Annotated in this window: 19 protein-coding genes; 14 read left to right on the forward strand and 5 right to left on the reverse strand. The window is 44.4% G+C overall.

From position 1 onward, the window contains the following. Positions 1-16 precede the first annotated feature (16 nt). The 3 genes from NP165_RS06700 to rsmF all read left to right on the forward strand — a co-directional run bounded on the left by NP165_RS06700 (position 17) and on the right by rsmF (position 5,445). Positions 17-1,282, forward strand: coding sequence for a paraquat-inducible protein A (locus NP165_RS06700; RefSeq protein WP_257083213.1), 1,266 nt, complete (start codon positions 17-19; stop codon positions 1,280-1,282). Then, positions 1,275-3,911 (forward strand): MlaD family protein, encoded by a 2,637-nt coding sequence (locus tag NP165_RS06705; protein ID WP_257083214.1) that lies wholly within the window; start codon positions 1,275-1,277, stop codon positions 3,909-3,911. Before NP165_RS06700 ends, NP165_RS06705 begins: the two co-directional genes overlap by 8 nt. Before the next feature lie 109 nt (positions 3,912-4,020). Then, complete coding sequence (gene rsmF, locus NP165_RS06710) at positions 4,021-5,445, forward strand: 16S rRNA (cytosine(1407)-C(5))-methyltransferase RsmF (protein WP_257083215.1); 1,425 nt, start codon at positions 4,021-4,023, stop codon at positions 5,443-5,445. A gap of 251 nt (positions 5,446-5,696) precedes the next feature. Here rsmF and NP165_RS06715 read toward each other — a convergent pair whose 3' ends face one another. Beyond that, on the reverse strand, positions 5,697-6,530 hold the full coding sequence (locus NP165_RS06715; RefSeq protein WP_257083216.1) for a CvfB family protein: 834 nt from the start codon (positions 6,528-6,530) through the stop codon (positions 5,697-5,699). A gap of 90 nt (positions 6,531-6,620) precedes the next feature. Here NP165_RS06715 and NP165_RS06720 point away from each other — a divergent pair, with 90 nt between their 5' ends. After that, the gene (locus NP165_RS06720; protein ID WP_257083217.1) at positions 6,621-8,006 is read left to right on the forward strand and encodes a hypothetical protein; all 1,386 of its coding nucleotides are present in this window, start codon (positions 6,621-6,623) and stop codon (positions 8,004-8,006) included. Here the strand turns inward: NP165_RS06720 and NP165_RS06725 are convergent. Both NP165_RS06725 and NP165_RS06730 read right to left on the reverse strand, forming a co-directional pair. After that, entirely contained in the window at positions 7,975-8,454 is a 480-nt protein-coding gene (locus tag NP165_RS06725) for a DUF4442 domain-containing protein (RefSeq protein ID WP_257083218.1), read from the reverse strand. The genes NP165_RS06720 and NP165_RS06725 overlap by 32 nt on opposite strands. 112 nt (positions 8,455-8,566) lie before the next feature. Then, positions 8,567-9,451 (reverse strand): putative PEP-binding protein, encoded by an 885-nt coding sequence (locus NP165_RS06730; protein ID WP_257083219.1) that lies wholly within the window; start codon positions 9,449-9,451, stop codon positions 8,567-8,569. A gap of 209 nt (positions 9,452-9,660) precedes the next feature. Here NP165_RS06730 and NP165_RS06735 point away from each other — a divergent pair, with 209 nt between their 5' ends. Further along, on the forward strand, positions 9,661-10,710 hold the full coding sequence (locus tag NP165_RS06735; RefSeq protein WP_257083220.1) for a 3-deoxy-7-phosphoheptulonate synthase: 1,050 nt from the start codon (positions 9,661-9,663) through the stop codon (positions 10,708-10,710). Positions 10,711-10,731: 21 nt separating this feature from the next. Beyond that, positions 10,732-11,217: a YajQ family cyclic di-GMP-binding protein gene (locus NP165_RS06740; RefSeq protein WP_257083221.1), complete on the forward strand. Its 486-nt coding sequence runs from the start codon at positions 10,732-10,734 to the stop codon at positions 11,215-11,217. A gap of 98 nt (positions 11,218-11,315) precedes the next feature. Here the strand turns inward: NP165_RS06740 and NP165_RS06745 are convergent, their stop codons facing one another. After that, the gene (locus NP165_RS06745; protein WP_257083222.1) at positions 11,316-12,251 is read right to left on the reverse strand and encodes a siroheme synthase; all 936 of its coding nucleotides are present in this window, start codon (positions 12,249-12,251) and stop codon (positions 11,316-11,318) included. A gap of 458 nt (positions 12,252-12,709) precedes the next feature. On the opposite strand from NP165_RS06745, the gene NP165_RS06750 reads away from it, so the two are divergent. From NP165_RS06750 to NP165_RS06775, 6 genes are all read left to right on the forward strand, one after another. Beyond that, positions 12,710-13,738, forward strand: coding sequence for an amino acid ABC transporter substrate-binding protein (locus tag NP165_RS06750; protein WP_257083223.1), 1,029 nt, complete (start codon positions 12,710-12,712; stop codon positions 13,736-13,738). Positions 13,739-13,813: 75 nt separating this feature from the next. Continuing rightward, positions 13,814-15,019, forward strand: a complete 1,206-nt coding sequence (locus tag NP165_RS06755) for an amino acid ABC transporter permease (protein WP_257083224.1) — start codon at positions 13,814-13,816, stop codon at positions 15,017-15,019. Between the two features lie 2 nt (positions 15,020-15,021). Next, positions 15,022-16,119, forward strand: coding sequence for an amino acid ABC transporter permease (locus tag NP165_RS06760; protein ID WP_257083225.1), 1,098 nt, complete (start codon positions 15,022-15,024; stop codon positions 16,117-16,119). Positions 16,120-16,142: 23 nt separating this feature from the next. Then, positions 16,143-16,892, forward strand: coding sequence for an amino acid ABC transporter ATP-binding protein (locus NP165_RS06765; RefSeq protein ID WP_257083226.1), 750 nt, complete (start codon positions 16,143-16,145; stop codon positions 16,890-16,892). A 197-nt stretch (positions 16,893-17,089) separates the two neighbouring features. Continuing rightward, positions 17,090-17,758 carry a Bax inhibitor-1/YccA family protein gene (locus tag NP165_RS06770; protein WP_257083227.1) on the forward strand — a complete coding sequence of 223 codons (669 nt, stop codon included), beginning with the start codon at positions 17,090-17,092 and terminating at the stop codon, positions 17,756-17,758. A gap of 128 nt (positions 17,759-17,886) precedes the next feature. Then, entirely contained in the window at positions 17,887-18,216 is a 330-nt protein-coding gene (locus NP165_RS06775; protein ID WP_257083228.1) for a TusE/DsrC/DsvC family sulfur relay protein, read from the forward strand. Between the two features lie 8 nt (positions 18,217-18,224). Here NP165_RS06775 and yccX read toward each other — a convergent pair whose 3' ends face one another. Then, positions 18,225-18,497, reverse strand: a complete 273-nt coding sequence (gene yccX, locus NP165_RS06780) for an acylphosphatase (RefSeq protein WP_257083229.1) — start codon at positions 18,495-18,497, stop codon at positions 18,225-18,227. Between the two features lie 84 nt (positions 18,498-18,581). On the opposite strand from yccX, the gene NP165_RS06785 reads away from it, so the two are divergent. Both NP165_RS06785 and NP165_RS06790 read left to right on the forward strand, forming a co-directional pair. Next, complete coding sequence (locus tag NP165_RS06785) at positions 18,582-19,985, forward strand: methyl-accepting chemotaxis protein (RefSeq protein WP_257083230.1); 1,404 nt, start codon at positions 18,582-18,584, stop codon at positions 19,983-19,985. Positions 19,986-20,102: 117 nt separating this feature from the next. After that, entirely contained in the window at positions 20,103-21,296 is a 1,194-nt protein-coding gene (locus NP165_RS06790; protein ID WP_257083231.1) for a class I SAM-dependent methyltransferase, read from the forward strand. Positions 21,297-21,355 lie beyond the last annotated feature (59 nt).

Consider the following 21,355-nt stretch of genomic DNA (forward strand, 5'->3'; position numbering starts at 1 on the left):
TTTTCGGAGGGTGATTATGACTCACCCTCCATGTAACAATCCCCACTCTCACTGCACCCCGCCAAACAGTGTCCGTTTATGCCAAGGGTGTGAGCTACCGATAGACAATGTTCCACTTGAAAAAGGTCTGAGTGCTTCGTGCCCACGTTGTGGTACACCGCTTTACAAAGGTGGGATGCCATCTTTATCAGGAAACCTCGCCATCGCGGTTACCTGCTTACTGCTCTTCATCCCCTCCCACTTTTTCGACTTTATCAGCATTCGTCTATTTGGGGTGATGATTCCTGCTACACTCCCCAATGGGATATGGGCACTCATTCAAGAAGGGTTTCCCTTACTTGCTGTTCTGATCTTTTTCTGTAGCTCAATTGCCCCGCTGATTCTGGCTGTTGCAGTGATATCCGCACACGTCTCGTTAAAACAACGTGCTTTCAAAGCACTAAAGCTATCACTGAGTGTCGTTCAACATATTAAATCATGGGCAATGATCGATGTGTTTCTGGTCAGTGTTGCCATTTCTTGTTTTAAACTCCAAGACTACTCAGACATTTTTGTCGGCACAGGCTTATATGGATTAGTACTGCTCCAGCTCGCCACCGTATTGCTGGTCACTCGCGTAAGAGTCTATCAATATTGGGAAGAGTATCTGCCGGAAAGCAGCCTCAACTTAGGTAAAAAGCAGCTCCACTGCCATACTTGCCACCTTTCACAGCCTGAAGGTGAACACTGCTCACGCTGCAACAGTCCAATTCATCACAGAAAGCCCCACTCTATACAGAAAACTTGGGCGTATTTACTTGCAGCAAGTGTCGCTATTTTTCCGGCTAACCTAATGCCGATCTCTATTTTATTAACCAACGGGCAACGATTGGAAGATACCATTTTTTCTGGGGTCGCTTCTTTAGTAAAGAGTGGTATGAGTGGGATCGCTCTCATTATATTCGTCGCGAGTATTGTCGTTCCCGTCTGCAAAATCTTGGGCTTGTCTTACATACTCTTGGCAATCAAGTTCAAGCGAACCATTCTCCACAAGCAACGAATGTACATCTTCTTTTTGATCAAATGGATTGGTCGTTGGTCGATGATGGATCTGTTCGTTATTTCCATCATGATGACATTACTTGACCGTGGCCAGATTTTAGACTTCACACCAGGCCTTGGTGCCGTCGCTTTTGGTTTGGTCGTTGTACTGACCATGTTGGCAACCGAAAGCTTAGATCCACGCTTAATTTGGGACAACTATACGCCCGACAAAAACAGTAGAGAGTCTTTAGATGAGTAATCCAACTCCCTCACAAAAATCGTATTCACCAGAGGTAAAGCGCGGTGGTGGCATATCGCCTTTATGGTTATTGCCTTTTCTAACAGTCATCCTTGCTGGCTTTTTAGTGTACAAAGCTATCCAAGATGCAGGCCAGCGGATTCAGATCTACTTTTCTGATGCACAAGGCCTCATTGTTGGGCGAACAACCATTCAATATCAAGGCTTGGAAGTCGGGATGGTTAGAGATGTAAAACTCACGGACGATTTACAAAGCATTTATGTGGAAGCGGATATCTACCCAGAAGCCACCAAACTACTCGGACAAAACACGCGTTTTTGGATGGTAAAACCGACCGCAAGTTTATCCGGTGTTTCCGGTTTGGATGCCCTAGTGTCAGGTAACTACATTGCAATTTCACCTGGAGCAGAAGGCTCTGATTTCGAAACAGAGTTCACAGCACTCGAACGAGCACCCTCTGATCTTCTGGCGAAAGAAGGGCTAAACATTACTCTCAGCGCAAGGGATCTAGGCGGAGTATCAATCGGTTCTCAAATTGTTTACCGAAAGATCCCGATTGGTGAAGTCTACAACTACCAATTGGATGAAGAAGCGAAAAATGTGCTCATTCAGGCGTCAATACGAGACGAATACCGACATATCATCACAGACGATAGCCGCTTCTGGAATGTGAGCGGTGTTGGCGCGACAATCGGTTTTTCTGGCGTTGATGTACGCTTTGATAGCTTGAGCGCACTCATTGGTGGTGCCATAGCCGTTGATTCACCGGATGGCGGCGAACCCATTGGTGATAACAGCAAATTCAAGCTCTACCCTGACCTCAAAACCGCTGGTCGTGGTATCGCGATCAAAGTTGAGCTCCCGGACAACAACAACATCAGTGCTTCCGGTGCGCCAATCATGTACCGAGGGATAGAAGTCGGCCAAATTACGGATTTGCAGCTTAGAGACGAACGACAGAAAATCGTTGCCTCTGCAGCTATTCAACCGGCATTTAGCGATATGCTAAACAGCGGCACTCGCTTTATTCTTGAAGAAGCGGAAGTCTCCTTTTCGGAAGTAAGAAATTTACCCAATATCATCAAAGGTAACTTTTTAACGATTGTTCCCGGCGAGGGCGAACGCGCACGTACGTTTACTGCCATTCGACAAAATGACTATGACCGCCAACAAGCGCGCTCTATCTCGGTTCAGCTAACGTCTGACAATTCATTTGGTTTGGATGTCGGTGCTCATATCCTTTATAAAGGCATCACTGTCGGCTCGATCGCTGGCGTTCAACTTATCGACGATCAAGTCAGCATCGACACGCTAATCGATGTGAGATATGCCCACCTCATCAAATCGAATAACCGTTTTTTTGTGACGGGCAGCGCGAGCGCTGAACTCACGGAGTCAGGCTTGAATGTGAACGTGCCACCAGCAAAGCAGTTATTGACTGGCTCTATCAGTTTTGTCAGTGAAGGGACAGGCAAAGCGAAGAAAACGTACCAACTGTATCAGAGCAAATCCTTAGCGGAATTAGCCAAATATAACCTTTCCGGTTCGAGTAAGCTGACGCTGTATGCCACTGAACTGCCTCCCATCAGCAAAGGCAGCCCTCTCCTCTACCGCAACTTACAAGTCGGGAACGTTTCTGATTTTAAGTTAGTGGACGGCGGTGTTTTCATCACTGCCAGTATCGAAAATCAATACAAATACTTAGTCACAAATCAAACTGTATTCTGGAATCGTTCAGGAATAGAAGTCGAAGCAAGTTTATCTGGCGTTAACGTGACGGCGTCCCCGCTTAAGTCGTTAGTTCAAGGTGGAATCGCATTTGACTCTCTACCCGGCGTCATTAACAAACAGAACGAAAAATGGCTTCTGTATGACAACTTTAAAAGTGCCAGAAAGCTCGGGCAAAAAATCTCCCTGATTTTTGAAGGCGAAAACTCCGTTGTAAAAGGTACGCCTATAAAATACAACGGCATCACAGTTGGTGAAGTAACGTTGGTTTACCCCAACTTCTCCCAAGAGAAAATGGAGATCGATGCGCATATTTTGCCTGAATTCGCTGCCTCTATTGCAAGAACAGGTTCTTATTTTTGGATAGCAAAACCTGAGATTGGATTAGGCGGTGTGAAAAACATCGGCAATTTGCTGAGTCAGTCTATTTACGTTACGCCCGGAAATGGGGAACCAAAACAGAGTTTTACGCTCAACAGTAATGCTGTTGGCTCAAATGGTGTGCAATTTATTTTGCAAAGTGAACAACGAGGATCTGTGGCTAAAGATACGCCTGTTCTTTATCGTCAGATCGAAGTGGGCAGAGTCACCAACGTGGAACTGGGTGAGTTTGCTGACCGAGTCGTCACCACCGTCAGTATCCAACCCAAATTTGCCTACCTTATCAGACAAAACAGCGTCTTTTGGAATACATCTGGCGTTGATGTATCAATAGGAATTTCGGGGGCAGAAATCCGCGCAGGTACGGTTGATAGCTTGATCAGGGGAGGAATTACTTTCGCCACGCCTGAAGACAAACAACTAGAACCTATCGCCAAACCGGGACAGGCATTTTACCTTCACCCACAAGGCCAAGAAGGCTGGACAAAATGGCGAACAGCGATACCCAAGCCACAATAAAAACCATCTGAATAGATAAACTGATAATAAAAACGCAGCCTCCACGCTGCGTTTTTTGCTTTAATCCGCTATAATTCGTGCCCATTTTATCGCGTTCAGAGAAACAACCTTGCATTCAAACGTATATTTGCCCCAAGCATTTCTTGACGAAATGGAGGCCATCCTTCCCGCTTCACTCAACATGGAAGATTTCATTTCTGCTTGCCAACGCCCTTTGAGAAAAAGTATTCGTGTGAATACCCTCAAGATCACCGTTGAAGAGTTCGTAAAAAGAGCAGCAGAAAAAGGCTGGGAGCTCACTCAAGTGCCTTGGTGTCATGAAGGGTTCTGGATTGAAGCTGACGAAAGTGTGGTTCCTCTTGGGAATACGGCAGAGCATATGTCTGGGCTGTTCTACATTCAAGAAGCAAGCTCGATGATGCCCGTGTCTGCGCTGTTTAAAAGTGACGAAGACCGTTTTGAAAGTGTGTTAGATATGGCCGCAGCACCAGGCTCAAAAACGACACAAATCGCGGCCAATATGAGCAATGAAGGCGTATTGGTTGCCAATGAATTTTCAGCCAGCCGAGTAAAAGTCTTACACGCGAATATCGAACGTTGCGGTGTACGCAATGCGGCACTTAGCAACTTCGACGGCCGAGTATTTGGTGGTTGGCTACCCGAGCAATTTGAAGCCGTCCTGATTGATGCTCCTTGCTCGGGTGAAGGCACAGTGCGTAAAGATGCCGATGCGATGAAAAACTGGAACAAAGAATCAGTCATTTCTATCTCGGACACACAAAAAGATCTGATTGAAAGCGCATTTCATGCCTTGAAAGTGGGCGGCGTTTTGGTCTATTCAACGTGTACGCTCAGCGTCGAAGAAAACCAGCAAGTCTGCCACCATCTAAAAGAGAAATTTGGCGATGCTGTCGAATTCGATAACTTAGCCGAGCTTTTCACCGATGCTGACAAAGCCGTGACGGAAGAAGGCTTTTTACACATCTTCCCACAAGTGTATGACTGCGAAGGCTTCTTTGTCGCGCGAATCCGTAAACTTGCCGCTACCGACGCGCCACAAGTGAAAAAGCGCTTGGGCAGGTTCCCTTTTGAGAAAGCCTCTCAGAAAGTTCAAGATGAAGTGGAAAAGCAACTGCATAAAGCACTGGAAATCGCGTTGCCTAATGACAGTTCTGTTTGGCTGCGTGAAAAAGATGTTTGGTTATTCCCGAACGCTTTAGAGCCAATGCTTGGTGAGTTCCGTTTTTCTCGTATGGGCATCAAAATTGCTGAAACCCATAAAAATGGCTACCGCTGGCAGCACCAAGTCGCAACCGCTCTAGCAACAGGAAAAGAAGCGCATAGCGTTGAGCTTTCCGTAGAGGATGCTCGAGAATGGTTTATGGGTAGAGATGTTCGACCAAACAACCAATCTGGTAAAGGAGAAGTCATCGTCAAATTGGGTGATGATGTGATCGGTTTAGGTAAGTGGGTTGGGAATAGAGTGAAAAACGGACTACCACGTGAACTCGTACGTGATAAGAACTTATTTTAGACCCAATCTATGCTCGCTACTTAAATTAGGTTGAGTAAAAGTATGACAGCGTTCTTAACAAATTGAGTAAAGTATGAATTTGTTACTTCGCCTAGCGAAATATACACAATACACTAGACTTTAAAGTATCGAGTCATTAGGTAATATGGCCGATTAGCGCAGGCTCATGAGAGCCCTTTCCCCTGTGCCCAAGGCCCCCAGCTTTGGGCTTTTTTTGCCCCTAGCGCTGGGCTAAGGGCAAAAAGTAACGCTTATACTAAGCGAATGCCTTCTTTTTCAATCACGATCTTGCCTAATTTGTACAATCCACCGATGGACTTTTTAAAGGTCCCTTTACTGGTACGAAACGCAGCAAAAATAGCTTCAGGGCTAGATTTATCATTCAGTGGTAAAAAGCCACCTTTTTTCTCCAGCAAGTCTAGGATTCGCTCGCTTAAGTCATCCATTTTGGCCACGCCGACTTTTTGCAATGCAAGGTCAATTTTGCCGTCTTCACGTATGTTTTTAATGTAGCCTTTCAGCTTTTTGCCGATAAACAGCTTGCCAAAAACATCGGATTTAAAAATCATTCCCCAGTGTTCACCTTCGACAATCGCTTTGTAACCAAGGTCACTACGCTCAGCAATGATCAAATCCACTTGCTGATTACGCGCATATTGGGGTGTTGTCTTATCTAAAAGCTTATTGAATTTGGTGGTTCCTACAATTCGACCAGACGCTTTATCGGTATAGACATAAACAAGTACATTTTGACCCGCAGTAAAACGCGCGCGTTGTTCACTGAAAGGAATCAATAAGTCTTTACCTTTAATCCCCCAGTTTGCAAAAGCACCAGTACTATTCACGCCTTCAATTTGCATCAATCCCCATTCGCCTACTTGCGCGATAGGCGTTTCAGTTGTTGCCACGATCTGGCTGTCAGAGTCGAAGTACAAGAAAGCGTCAACCGTATCTCCTACTTCAACGCCTTCTGGAACAAAGCGATTAGGCAGCAATGTCGTACCGTAGTCACCGGCATCGAGAAATACGCCAAAATCTGCCTTCCGTACTACTTCTAAGTGGTTAATCTGACCAACTTTAATCATTTAAACTGTCTCTTATTAAATTTGCGGTGATTATAACGAATCTCTGATATGCTTTCGCCAGTTATTGGTAGTTTTTTTAGGAGCTTTTCATTGATCACCGTTGATAAGCAGGACGGCATCACTCTCAAAATCTCTCATGCAATGGCTTCAACGAAGAAAGCGACCGTAGACCTTTACTTTTTTGTACCTGGCGAACTGGGACTGACTGCCGATGTGCAAAAAGAAAGTGAGTTTTATTATGAGTCCATTGTCCAAAAACGCGCTTACTACAGTGATAAAACCCTTCTCCCCCTAGTACACAGCCGCTTAGCGAAACGCGGTCGACTCTCCTCTACTCAATATCGTGTCAGCTTGAGCTTGTTCGCGTATCAGTACGTAATAGCACTAGATAAGGCAGTTAGCCAGCTAAACAAGCACAATAAAGAATCCGTCACCGTTGATGAAGTGGATGAAGTGATTGACCTGGCTTTAGATATTCTAAAGAAACTGCGTCGTGGTATCCCCTACGAAGAAAATTTAAAGCGTTACTACGCGAACATTGATAACTATCTTTCTTGGTATACCGGACAAAGGCTAATGTCGCTGGTGGCACATATGCCTCGCGATGGTGAGTACAAGTCAATTAAAGAAAGTTTATTGGCCATTGTTGAGAAGGAAACTGCCCACAGAAAGCTAAATAACTACAATTCTGAACGAGTACGTGACGACGTCACGCGATTGAGCAACAAAATGCGATTGCTCCGCCGTCTGATAGAACACCCCGTTGTTCTGAAAGAGAAAACACAATCACTCGGAAGTAACATGAAGCGAGTGGTGAAAGGCAGCGCGACGGGATTTGTGATGGTGTTTGTTACCATTACGGCTATTTTAGCGCGCGATTACTGGGGCGAAATTACCGTGTCATTCATCGTGTTGATGTCATTTGTCTATGCGCTTCGCGAGATTTTTAAAGACGATTTGCGTGATGTCATGTGGCGTTGGCTTCGCAAAGGCAGACCCAAGTGGCGTAAGCTCTACCTAGATCCAACCACCCAAAAAGCAGTAGGACAAAAGCTCGAGTGGCTCGACTACAAACTGCTCGAAAAACTGCCCGACAGAATCAAGCTCATCCGTAAAAAACGCGTTGTACAGAGAGAAGAAACGATTCTCCACTATCGCTCAGAAGTCGAAATGGCGACATCGAAATTCATGAGTGGTTATGAAGAGACGCGCGAGTCGCTACTGATTAGTATGCGACCACTAATGCGACTTATGGACAAAGGATCTAATAAGGTTTACACCTTGAGCAACGGGCAAGTGAGCCGCGAATCGGTTGAAAAGCGGCACCTAATTAACTTAATCGCTAAAGAAGACGCTCACAACGGAGAAGTAAAATACTACCGTTGGAAGATTGTCTTAAACAGAAGCAAAATTGTCGCCGTAGAAGAGATTGAAGTGGATGACATCAGCCACCCATTTTCTTCAGTGACAGAGTAAGCTCAAATTCCGCCATTGGCTCGTCCCCATGTAATGAAGGGCAGATGGCGGTAATTTTAACCGATTGGTTCACTCGCTCTCCTGTCTCAATCACCTCATCAAGCATGCGATCTATCAGTTCACCATCATTACAAATAAAGTGAACATCTGCCTCTGGACGCTTCAGAAAACGCCCTTCTACCGCTTTAAAGGCTAACGATATCTTCTCGCCTCGGCTCTGGGCTTTACTCATTGCCATAAACCCACCGGCAACATCAGCCCCAACAGCAAGCACACCAAAATACATGCTGTTCAGGTGATTTTTCGTCGTGCGCCTCAGTGGAATTTTCACCTCTACACCTTTGCTATCAAGGTTCAAAATCTTAGGGCGGCATATCCAGATCAGTGGTACTTTTAAAAAGCCAAACGTCTTCAAGTAGAGATTGGCTTTGGTAATTGGAGAGAACATAAACAGGTCCGATTAGTCATTATTATCAGACCCAGTTCATAATGAACACCAATTCATGTCAACATTTTATTAACATCAGCATTCTCAATAGTGATACGGCAACAAATTCCCGTTACATTGTCACAACTGCGTCAAGTTTATGCTCAACGATGTATTCTTGAATCTTCGGGTATTCGATTAAGCGACTGCTTGTGATAACCACAGGTTTATTGACTGACGCGGCCGCCGTTGAGGCCATATCAATCAGCTCAACAATCGTTTCGTTTTGCGGATCATAGAGATACTCTAAGTGCTCATTGAATCGATCGATACCCAAAGTAAACTGCGCTAAATTTTCTAAGTTAATCACCATGCCATCAAAATAATGCAATAACTTTTCTGCTAACAAAGCGGACGATGGCACATCAGCAGAATAATGCACTTTTAAGCCATTTAGGCCACGTGGTAAACCTTGCTCGGCTAACAGGTCAATCACTTTTGCCGCGTCAGACATGGTACGAACAAACGGAACCACAATCTGAACGTCGATGCCCTGCTCTTGCAGCGCCTTAATCACCTTACACTCCAGAATAAACGCCGTTCTAAAGCGCTCTTTGGCGTAACGAGACACACCTCTTACACCCAATGCTGGGTTGACTTCATGCTCTTCTAAACCGCCACCAATGAGAGAGTTAAACGAATAGCTATCTGCATTGCTCAAGCAGACGCGAATAGCTTGGTGTTCCGGTTTTATCGCATTGTGAATCTGTTGTGTCAGGGTCGCAACAAAGTGATCCTCTAGAGAAACCTCTCCCAAAATCGCTCGAATAGAAGATGACTCAACTTCATCCAGTTTTTGCGAGTCACATTCAATATTTGGATGGTAAAAAATGTGTTCCATAATTAAATCAGACAATGAAACATACAGATGTGTATGGCTGGTCAAACATTCTGTCTCAGGCAACACATCTCCCAATGCTAAGGCTGGGTGTAAACCGCTTGATGTTTCTATACTCATAACTGCTCCGTGCATAATATTATTCTGCTTTGTACGAAACATACCCATTGATATTCTTAGGCACAAGAGCCAATTACATTTTTAGTAAGTAAATATGAATACTTTGTCACTTTATGTTTACACTGAATGAAGTTTAGCGATAAGTGGTTTATTCCTTTGTTTGTTTCCGTTATCTTTATCGCTTCGCAATAAAAAGAACAGGCTGCAGTATGCCACTCAAAACCGATGAATTAAGAACCCAACCTTTGGGTCCTATGCCCACCCCGGCAGAGCTTGGAAGCGCTCACCCAATTACGGACGATGTTGCGGAACGCATAGCTGAGTCTCGTCGTCAGATTGAAAAAATTCTTACTGGTGAAGACGATCGTCTTATCGTCATCGTTGGCCCTTGCTCTGTACACGATACAGACGCGGCGCTTGATTACGCAAATCGTCTTGCCAAAATCCAAGAGCAATATAAAGACGAATTGTTCGTTGTTATGCGCACCTATTTTGAAAAGCCACGTACGGTTGTAGGTTGGAAAGGCTTAATCACCGACCCTAACCTTGACGGCTCTTACGCTCTCGAAGCTGGTCTTCACAAAGCGCGCAAACTTTTATTAGATATCAATAAACTTGGCCTTGCGACAGCAACTGAGTTTTTGGATATGATCACTGGCCAATACATTGCGGATTTAATTTCATGGGGCGCTATCGGCGCGCGTACAACCGAATCCCAAATTCACCGTGAAATGGCGTCTGCTCTTTCTTGCCCAGTAGGCTTCAAGAACGGCACCAATGGCAATATCAAAATCGCTATCGATGCGATCCGTGCCTCTAAAGCGTCGCACTACTTCTATTCTCCAGACAAAAATGGTCGAATGACGGTTTACCGTACCAGCGGAAACCCATATGGCCATGTGATTCTTCGTGGTGGAGACAAAGGCCCTAACTTTGATTCAGCATCTGTTGACGCTGCATGCAAACAACTGGCTGAATTTGGTTTGCCGGAACGTTTGGTTGTCGACTTTAGCCACGCAAACTGCCAGAAGCAACATCGAAAGCAGTTAGATGTTGCGGCCGATATTTGTGAACAAATCAAGTCAGGCAAAAATCAGATTGCCGGTGTCATGGCGGAAAGTTTCATCATTGAAGGAAACCAGCCAATGGATGACATTCACAACTTAACTTATGGCCAATCCATTACTGACCCATGCTTAAGCTGGGAAGATACAGCGACAATGCTGGATATGTTGGCCAATGCTGTTAAAGCACGATAATTACAATCAGAGGACTTAATCATGCCATCTTTTGATATCGTATCTGAAATCGATACTGTAGAGCTGCGTAATGCGGTAGACAATGCTTCTCGTGAGCTGTCTACTCGTTTTGATTTTCGTGGTGTTGACGCGTCGTTTGAGATGCAAAAAGATGAATCTGTGAAACTGAACGCTGAAGGAGACTTCCAGCTAAAGCAAATGCGTGACATTTTGCGCTCTCACCTTGCAAAACGCGGCGTTGACGCTAATGCAATGGAAGCAAAACCTGAGGAAGCGACAGGTAAAAAGTGGCACCAGATTGTCACCTTCAAGCAAGGCATTGATACGCCAATGGCGAAAAAAGTCGTTAAAGCGATTAAAGATGCGAAGCTAAAAGTTCAAGCGTCTATCCAAGGTGAAAAAGTACGTGTGACAGGTAAGAAACGCGATGATCTGCAAGCAACCATTGCACTACTCCGTGAAGCCGAGCTAGGCCAGCCGTTCCAGTACGAAAACTTCCGCGACTAATGACTTATTCGCAGTATATGAAAAACCGCCATTTGGCGGTTTTTTTGCTTTATTGATGCTCTCGCTTTAATAAAGAGAGTAATGAGTAAATTTCTTTGTTAGACCGCGCCTAATCGAATATGTAGATCGCTGTTCTTGAGTAAGCTGAATTGAGAAGTGTTCGGCGCAACAAAAACCACAACACGAGACTGCTCTTGCCTTGCGTTGCTCAACTTCTCAGCAAGCTCACTGTCACTGCCGTAACACTCGCGCTCTGCGTCTCGTCTCACTAAATCAACAAACGAATATGGGCACGCTTTAGGATAAAGAACTCGCTCCGCTTCTTGCATCAGCCTTAGCGCTTTCATTGGCAATAGCTCAACATCGTCACCAAAATCAATCCATGTGACGCTTCCAAGCTCCACCACACCCGCTCTCAGTGCGCTTTGGTAGAGGTCTTCAAGTTCTGCTCTGCTTTTGGCTTTGTCTACTCTTGGATCGGCAAAAAAGCTTTCCCAAAACTTACGTCGTGAATCAACACTTCGGAGCGCTTCTTTGATATCTGCACGCTTTGACGCACCAAAGTCAGCCAACAACGACAAATTATGCGGCAACGTTGCCTCTAACTTTTCTCGAATATTCCTAACAAGAACAGGCGACGCTCCTCCACTCGATATCGCGAGCTGAATACGCCCTCGATTCACCATAGAGGGAGTTATAAAGTCACAATAAGGCTGGTCATCCACGACATTGACTAAAATGCCCAGTTTCTTCGCGTCATGATAAACCTGATGATTCAAAGCTGGATTATCCGTGGTTGCCCATACTTGGATGAACTTTTGGACGAGCTGTTCTTTTGAATAGAAATTCTGAATCCATACACATTCTTGTGAATCGACAAGTTCTTGCAAGTACGGTGCGATTTGTGGGGATACAATGGTTACCAACGCCCCTGCACGCACTAAACTATCCACTTTTCGGCATGCGACTTCACCACCACCGACGACAAGAACCGGCTTACTCTTAAGATTTAAAAACAGTGGAAAATACTGCATTTCTTTCCTTGAATAATTGAACAGGCTGTTAGTTAGATACTAACAAACTTAGGGCAATAACTTAAATGCGACCGAGTAAATAATATAATTTATAACCAAATTTAATGTTACTGATAGAATTAAATACTAAGAAGTATTGCCCTTCCAAACACAATATCCGATTAGTTCCTATCATCCGATCACTCTCTCCTGTTGCACCAATAACGTGAGCTGTTGCTCTATTTACATTTGCGTAACATTTGTTCATTCTAGTTAACAAGAGTTTGTGATTGCACTCAAAATTCTTTTTAAATTATAAGTTTGAGAATTCACAATTCTTTTCCTAGGCTTATAAGTGGTTGATTTGCATGAAGCTGTAAATCTGCAAATTTGGTCAAAAATGGAATAAGCACAACATTTTTCACTCGTTGTATCAGGTGTGGCCTGGTTTAACAAAGGATTATTCAGGAAGGATTCAAATGGCAAATAAACTAACACTCCTTGCGTCAGTTGTAGCGGCATCTACTGCATTTATGACTACCAACGCGTCCGCTGCAGACAGCACGCTTGATAAGGTCACTAAACAAGGTTTCGTCACTTGTGGGGTCAGTACTGGTCTACCTGGTTTCTCAAACCCTAACTCTAAAGGTGAGTGGGAAGGCATCGACGTTGAGTACTGTCAAGCGCTTGCAGCTGCAGTACTTGGGGATAAAACGAAAGTTAAATATGTACCTCTAACCGCTAAAGAACGTTTCACTGCGCTTCAATCAGGTGAGATCGATATTCTCTCTCGTAACACAACATGGACACTACACCGTGATACCGCACTAGGTTTGAACTTTGTTGGTGTTAACTACTACGACGGCCAAGGCTTTATGGTTAAGAAGGATCTTGGCCTGAAAAGCGCAAAAGAGCTTGATGGCGCGTCTGTTTGTGTTCAATCGGGAACAACAACGGAGCTAAACCTGGCTGATTACTTCCGCAACAGCGGTATGTCGTACAAACCAGTGGTTTTCGATACTGCTGCACAAACGTCAAAAGGTTTCGATGCCGGTCGCTGTGACGTGCTTACTACTGACCAATCTGGTCTATATGCCCTACGTTTGAATCTTGAAGATCCGAAATCTGCGCAAGTTCTTCCTGAAATCATTTCTAAAGAGCCTCTGGGCCCTGCTGTACGTCAAGGTGATGATCAGTGGTTGAACATTGCTAAATGGACACTCAATGCGATGATCAATGCAGAAGAATACGGTATCACGTCGAAAAATGCAGACGATATGCTGAAATCAACCGATCCAAACATCAAGCGTATACTGGGTGTTGATGGTCCTAAAGGTAAGGGCTTAGGTATCCGTGACGATTGGGGCTACCAAGTTGTCAAGCAAGTCGGTAACTACGGTGAAAGCTTCGAGCGTACGGTTGGTGCAGGCTCTCCACTAGAAATCTCACGTGGCGTTAACGCACTGTGGAATGCGGGTGGCTTTATGTACGCCCCACCTATCCGCTAAGAAATACATAACTACAAAATAAATGGGCGGGTTTTTCCGCCCTATTTACACAAATGGATTTGAGGTTGTAGCTGTATGAAACCTACTAGTACCGCTGCGTCGAAGACGGACAACAGACCATCTTCAAACGCGAGCCTAATTTACAATCCCACTTTTCGTTCAGCCGTATTTCAGATTATTGCGATATTAGCGCTGGCCTTTTTCTTTTATACGATTGTCAACAATGCACTCACCAACCTGGAAGCGCGTGGTATCGCGACGGGGTTTGGCTTCCTCAATCAAGAAGCTGGTTTTGGGATTGGCCTTACACTGATTGAGTACGATGAAACCTACTCCTACGGTCGAACATTTATTATTGGTCTATTAAATACTGCGTTAGTTTCTTTTCTCGGCATTATTTTAGCGACTGTGATCGGCTTTGTTATCGGTATTGCGCGACTTTCTTCTAACTGGTTAGTGAGTCGATTTGCTGCCGTTTATATTGAAACGTTTCGTAATATTCCTCTGCTTCTGCAAATATTCTTTTGGTATTTCGCAGTCCTTCAAGCGCTACCATCAGCAAGACAAAGTTTAAGTTTAGGCGAAGCCATCTTCCTCAACGTACGTGGTTTGTACTTCCCCGCGCCTGTTTTTGAAGAAGGCTCATCTGTTGTCATTGCAACTCTCCTTATCGGCATCGTTGCTTCTCTTCTGATCAACATCTGGGCTAACAACAAACAACGCTTGACCGGACAACAAACGCCGATGGGGCGTATTATTTTCGGTTTGGTTGTTGTGCTTCCTGTAGTGGTGTACTTCATAATGGGATCACCAATCAGTGCAGAATACCCTGAATTAAAAGGCTTTAACTTCCGTGGGGGTGTCAGCATTATTCCTGAACTTGCGGCACTTCTTTTGGCATTGAGTATCTATACTGCTTCGTTCATTGCTGAAATCGTACGTTCCGGTATTAACGCGGTGAGCTATGGCCAAACGGAAGCCGCGATGTCGTTGGGCTTGCCACGCAACAGAACCCTGAAACTCGTCATTATTCCTCAGGCTCTGCGCATTATCATTCCACCGTTAACGAGCCAGTATCTCAACCTGACTAAAAACTCTTCGCTAGCCATGGCGATCGGTTATCCGGATTTGGTGTCTGTGTTTGCAGGAACGACACTCAACCAAACCGGTCAAGCAATCGAAATCATTGCCATGACAATGGCTGTTTACTTAACTCTGAGTTTGGTCACGTCTGCGTTAATGAACCTTTACAATAGCAAAGTTGCACTGGTGGAGAGATAAGCATGAAAGTACATCAATTTCAGCCCGATCTACCACCGCCATCCAATACGGTCGGTCCGGTAGGTTGGCTACGTAAAAACCTATTTAATGGCCCGGTAAACTCTGTTCTGACGGTCATCATCGCCTACTTTGCCATTTCTTTAATTTGGAATGTGCTAGATTGGGCGATTATCAATGCTGACTGGATCGGTACGACTCGCGACGCCTGTTCTCGTGAAGGGGCATGCTGGGTATTTATCAGCGTTCGCTGGGAGCAGTTCATGTATGGGTTTTACCCTCAAGCCGAACTGTGGCGTCCTCGCTTGTTCTATATCACATTAGCGATTTTCACCATACTACTCGCGTACGAAAAAACGCCGAAGCGCACATGGATTTGGCTGTTTTTCGTCAACATCTATCCGTTCATCATTGCTGGTCTTTTATACGGTGGTATATTCGGATTGGAAGTGGTCGAAACGCACAAATGGGGCGGCTTACTCGTTACTTTAATCATCGCGTTAGTCGGTATTGTGGTCTCTCTTCCCATTGGTGTCGCGCTGTCACTGGGTCGACGTTCAGATATGCCAATCATCCGAAGTATCTGTACCATCTACATAGAAGTATGGCGCGGTGTGCCACTGATTACCGTGCTGTTTATGGCATCAGTCATGCTACCTCTATTCCTGTCAGAAGGTTCTGAAACTGACAAGCTTATCCGCGCCCTTATCGGTGTCGTGATGTTCAGTTCAGCCTACATGGCGGAGGTAGTGCGCGGTGGTCTGCAAGCGATTCCAAAAGGCCAGTACGAGGCTGCGGATGCTCTCGGCCTAAGTTATTGGAAAAAGATGGGGCTTATCATCTTACCTCAAGCATTGAAGATAACGATTCCATCCATTGTGAACACCTTTATTGGCCTGTTCAAAGACACCAGCTTGGTCCTTATCATCGGTATGTTTGACGTACTGGGTATTGGTCAAGCTGCAAATACCGACCCTGAATGGCTTGGATTTGCAACGGAAAGCTATGTTTTTGTCGCGTTAGTGTTCTGGGTATTTTGTTTTGGTATGTCCAGATATTCCATTTGGCTAGAAAACAAACTGAATACCGGTCACAAACGATAAATTAGAGAACTCAAGGACGTATTATGACGCAACAACAAGATTACATGATCCAAATTCAGGATATGAATAAGTGGTACGGTCAGTTCCACGTATTAAAGAACATCAATTTAAACGTTAAGAAAGGCGAAAAGATTGTTATTTGTGGCCCATCAGGTTCAGGTAAATCGACAATGATTCGCTGCATCAACCGTTTGGAAGAGCATCAAAAAGGACATATTTTCGTTTCCGGTAATGAATTGACGGAAGACTTAAAGAACATCGAAGCCGTGCGCCGAGAAGTTGGCATGTGCTTCCAACACTTTAACCTGTTCCCTCACCTAACGGTGTTAGAAAACTGCACGTTGGCACCTATTTGGGTAAAGAAGATGCCAAAAGACAAGGCGGAAGAAGTCGCGATGAAGTATCTAGAACGCGTTAAAATTCCAGATCAGGCGAACAAGTACCCAGGGCAGCTTTCTGGTGGCCAGCAACAGCGTGTAGCGATCGCCCGCTCACTTTGTATGAACCCACAAGTCATGTTGTTTGATGAACCAACCTCCGCACTCGACCCAGAAATGGTGCGCGAAGTGCTTGACGTTATGGTTGAGCTAGCCGAAGAAGGGATGACCATGCTTTGTGTTACTCACGAAATGGGTTTTGCAAAAGAAGTAGCAGACAGAGTTATCTTTATGGATGCTGGTGAAATCATTGAAGAGAACAACCCTGTCGACTTCTTTGAAAACCCACAATCAGACCGCACGCAGAACTTCTTGTCTCAAATTCTCAGCCACTAAGGTATGCTCAGTTAAGTATTCGGAGGCGGCTTAGGTCGCCTCATTTATTTGTGTTATATTGTGTTACATCTTTCAACATACTTAACATTCTAATTCTATTATTATTTTAAGAACTGAAAAACGTTAGGGGGCTTGATCTTTTGATCATTCAACCTCATAAATGTATTCATAAACATAAAACCCTTACGAGGAAGATCATGAATAGTCCTATGTTTACCCGCTCAACAAGTGCACATAATGTACTTGAGATAAACAAAACGCTTAAAAATACGTATTTCCTATTGTCTATGACACTAGTAACCAGTGCTATCGCTGCAGTTGCTACCATGGCAATGGGCATTTCTTCAATCATGGCGCTGGTTATGCAGCTAGCGGCTATCGGCATTCTGTTTTTTGCTTTGCCTCGCAGCATTAACTCTTCAATGGGTATTGTTTGGACATTTGTCTTCACTACTCTGATGGGTGGTGCGTTAGGTCCAATGCTGAACTACTACGCGTCTATCCCAAGCGGCCCGTCAATTATCGCGCAAGCACTTGGTTTAACAGGTATGGTATTCCTAGGCTTATCTGCTTACACAATCAGCAGCAAGAAAGATTTTTCTTTCATGCGTAACTTCCTAATTGCAGGCCTGATCATTGTTATCGTAGCGGCAATCATCAACATCTTTGTTGGTTCAACTGTTGCTCAGTTAGCGATCAGCAGCATCTCTGCACTTGTGTTCTCTGGTTTCATCCTATACGACACAAGCCGCATTGTGCGTGGTGAAGAGACAAACTATGTTAGCGCTACTGTCTCTATGTACCTGAACATTCTTAACCTGTTCACTAGCCTACTAAGCATCCTAGGCATTATGAACGACGACTAATCTGTTCATAAACTGTCTTACCAGAGCCCGAAAGTTAACGCTTTCGGGCTTTTTCTTTTCTTGCTTATTGTGATTTCACTGATAGCTGCGCTACCCTATTCAATATCAGTGATTTTAAGGTAGTAAAGATGTTCGAATATAACGGCAAACAGATTGAAACTGATGCTCAAGGTTACCTACTGGACCACAAGCAATGGGACGAAGGGATGATCGCAGTGCTTGCCGAACAAGAAGGCATTGAATTGACCGATGCGCACTTAGAAGTTGTCCATTTTGTGCGTGATTTTTATGAAGAGTTTAATACTTCTCCGGCAGTAAGAATGCTGGTTAAAGCGATGGAAAAAGCACACGGCCCAGAAAAAGGAAACAGTAAGTACCTATTTAAGCTGTTTAAACAGGGGCCAGCAAAACAAGCGACAAAACTCGCGGGATTACCAAAACCGGTGAAGTGTCTTTAGTCTACTCGCTATAGAATTTTAAATCCTTTAAACGGTTTAAACGACATTGGCTCTGAAACGACCGAATCTACGGTTGCTGTTTTAGGGCCTTCTTCCAACCATGCTGCCATCTCTTTGATTTTATCTTCGCTACCACACACAACAACCTCTACCTCACCCGTCATTAGGTTTTTGGCATAGCCGGTTAATCCAAGCTTAAGCCCTTGATGAGAAGTGTGATATCGAAACCCAACCCCTTGCACCATCCCAAATACTGTAAACTTCTCGCATTTTTGCAACATTTCTGATACCTCACTCGACATTGGTGATATATTCCGCCTGTTTAACCAAGAAACTTTATTAAACACTTTTGGATACAAAGCATTATGAAAGAAATACCGTTTCGCTGGATTGATAAATATCTCATACACTTAAAAATTCAAGAAAAGTTCTATCTTCTCTTCTTATTACCATTCATCGCTTTATGTGTCCTCACAGTAGTCTTAGACAACGCAGCTGACGCAATGCTAAACCATCTATACCAAGATGAGCTTCTGCTCATGCGTAATCTCATTGAAGCTGGCAATCTTGGTAAAGAGCAAGTGTCGGAGATGATCAAACATTCAGAGACAATCGCTTTCGGAACAGGCGCAGGATCTGTCCTTGTGAATAATGGTCAATTCAGTCTTATCGCCACACATAACCAAGACTTGTGGACTGCGCTTTCTGCTACCCACATTACAATCATAGCAGTTACATTATTTTTAATAGCTATGGGGGTTTACTACATCATGACCTTTATTGGTGGTGCTATGTTTACCATGAACAAAGCGCTATCGACGTTAGCGGAAGGCGATTTAACCAACAGAATGAACTTTTTTAAAGTGCGTGATGAGTTTAGTGAAATAGCAATTACTATCGACCGCGTTGCTGAACGTGAGCAACAAATGGTTTTATCGATTCAAGAGTCCATCGCTCTGATGCAGCAGATCAGTTCTGACCTAAACCAAACGAATCAGCAAACGGCGTCTACTTCTAACACTCAGCAAGAGCATTTAAGTTCGCTAGCCAGTGCGACAGAAGAAATGGCATCGACCATCCGTGAGGTTGCGAACCTGGCTCATGATTCTAGTACTCAAACGGAAGATGCGAGAGAAGTTGCACAACAAGGCCAGCATAAGGTTGGACATACACTCAGCTCTATCTCACAACTTTCTAGCGAAATTCAATCGGCGTCAGAAGCGGTTGCAGAACTTGACGCGAACGCAGCTCAAATTGATGAAGTGGTCGCAACGATTAATGCTATTTCAGAGCAAACAAATCTATTGGCACTGAATGCCGCTATTGAAGCCGCACGAGCTGGTGAACAAGGCCGAGGGTTTGCTGTCGTAGCCGACGAAGTACGTACACTCGCGGGCAGAACGCAGAAGGCAACGATTGAGATCCAGACTATGATTGAGGCATTACAACGTAACAGCCAATCACTGACTAAGTTGATGGAAACAACCGTAGCTAATGCGAATCAAGGCAGATCTTTAATGTCTGAAGTTAATTCAGAAATCATCTCTCTGGCAGACAAGAATCAAACCATTTCAGACAGTAGCGTGCAAATCGCGACAGCCGCAGAAGAACAAGGAGTGGTTGCGGACAATATCGCGGCAAGTGTCGAAGAAATAAGAGTTCAATCCAACCAAGTTTGTGAAATGATTGATGCAACCAACAGCAACATCACGCAACTGAGGAATCAGAGTAACTCGATGGAACAGTTACTCACAGGGTTAAAAGCCTAATTATCCCGAGCTGAAGTTAACTACAAAGAGCCGCTTTCAAGCGGCTCTTTTATTTGATTTTCAAAACAACATCCCCGACAATACCCACCCTTTCCAAACTATCAATCGAGTAAATCAATGACTCCAGCTATCTATCTTGTAAAAGGCCGTGAAAAGTCTCTTCGCCGTAAACACCCATGGGTATTCTCTCGTGGCATTAATAAAGTTGAAGGAGAGCCGGCTCTTGGTGAAACAGTAGATGTATTTACTCATGATGGAAAATGGCTTGCTAAAGCGGCCTACTCTCCTAACTCTCAAATCCGAGCTCGCGTTTGGTCATTTAATAAAGAAGACATCAACAAAGCGTTTTTTGTAAAACGTATTCAAGATGCACAGTTGCTCCGTGAAGACATCATCGAACGTGATGGCTTAACGGGTTATCGCCTGATTGCAGCAGAGTCAGATGGTCTACCAGGCATTACAATTGATAAATACCAAGACTTTTTGGTATGTCAGCTTTTGAGCGCAGGTGCTGAATTCCATAAACAGACCTTAGTTGAAGCATTATTAGAGGTGTTCCCAGAGTGCAATATCTACGAGCGTTCTGATGTAGCAGTTCGTAAAAAAGAAGGCCTGGAAGAAACCATGGGGGTTCTTCACGGTGAAGAGCCACCTAAATCCGTGGTGATTGAAGAAAACGGCGTAAAAATTAGTGTCGATATTGTCGGTGGACATAAAACAGGTTTTTACCTAGACCAACGTGACAGCCGCCTTCAATCAATGAAATACGTAAAAGACAAAGACGTTCTAAACTGTTTCTCGTACACAGGTGGATTCGGTCTTTACGCATTAAAAGGTGGTGCTAAACGTGTAATTAACGCGGATGTATCTCAGCCAGCCTTGGACACAGCCAAGTTCAACGCCGAATTAAATGAGTTCGATATTTCAAAGAAACGTGCCGTCTTTTTGAACGCGGATGTATTTAAGCTGCTTCGTGAATACCGCGATCAGGGTACAAAATTTGACGTTGTGATCATGGACCCACCGAAGTTTGTCTCAAGCAAAAACAATCTTACTTCAGGTGCAAATGGCTACAAAGATATCAACATGTTAGCGATGCAGATCCTTAAACCGGGCGGTACACTACTGACCTACTCTTGCTCTGGCCTAATGAGTGCAGACCTATTCCAAAAAGTGATTGCCGATGCCGCTGTCGACTCTGGCCGCCAAGTGAAATTCATCGAACGATTCGAACAAGCTGCCGACCACCCAACAGACAGCGCGTACCCTGAGGGTTTCTACCTGAAAGGGTTTGCTTGTAAGGTACTATAAGAAATCCTGCTATTACATTTTTAGCTACCTTCTTAGAGTTAACACAATAAAAAAACCGG

The sequence above is a fragment of the Vibrio japonicus genome, from assembly GCF_024582835.1.
Lineage (GTDB): Bacteria > Pseudomonadota > Gammaproteobacteria > Enterobacterales > Vibrionaceae > Vibrio > Vibrio japonicus.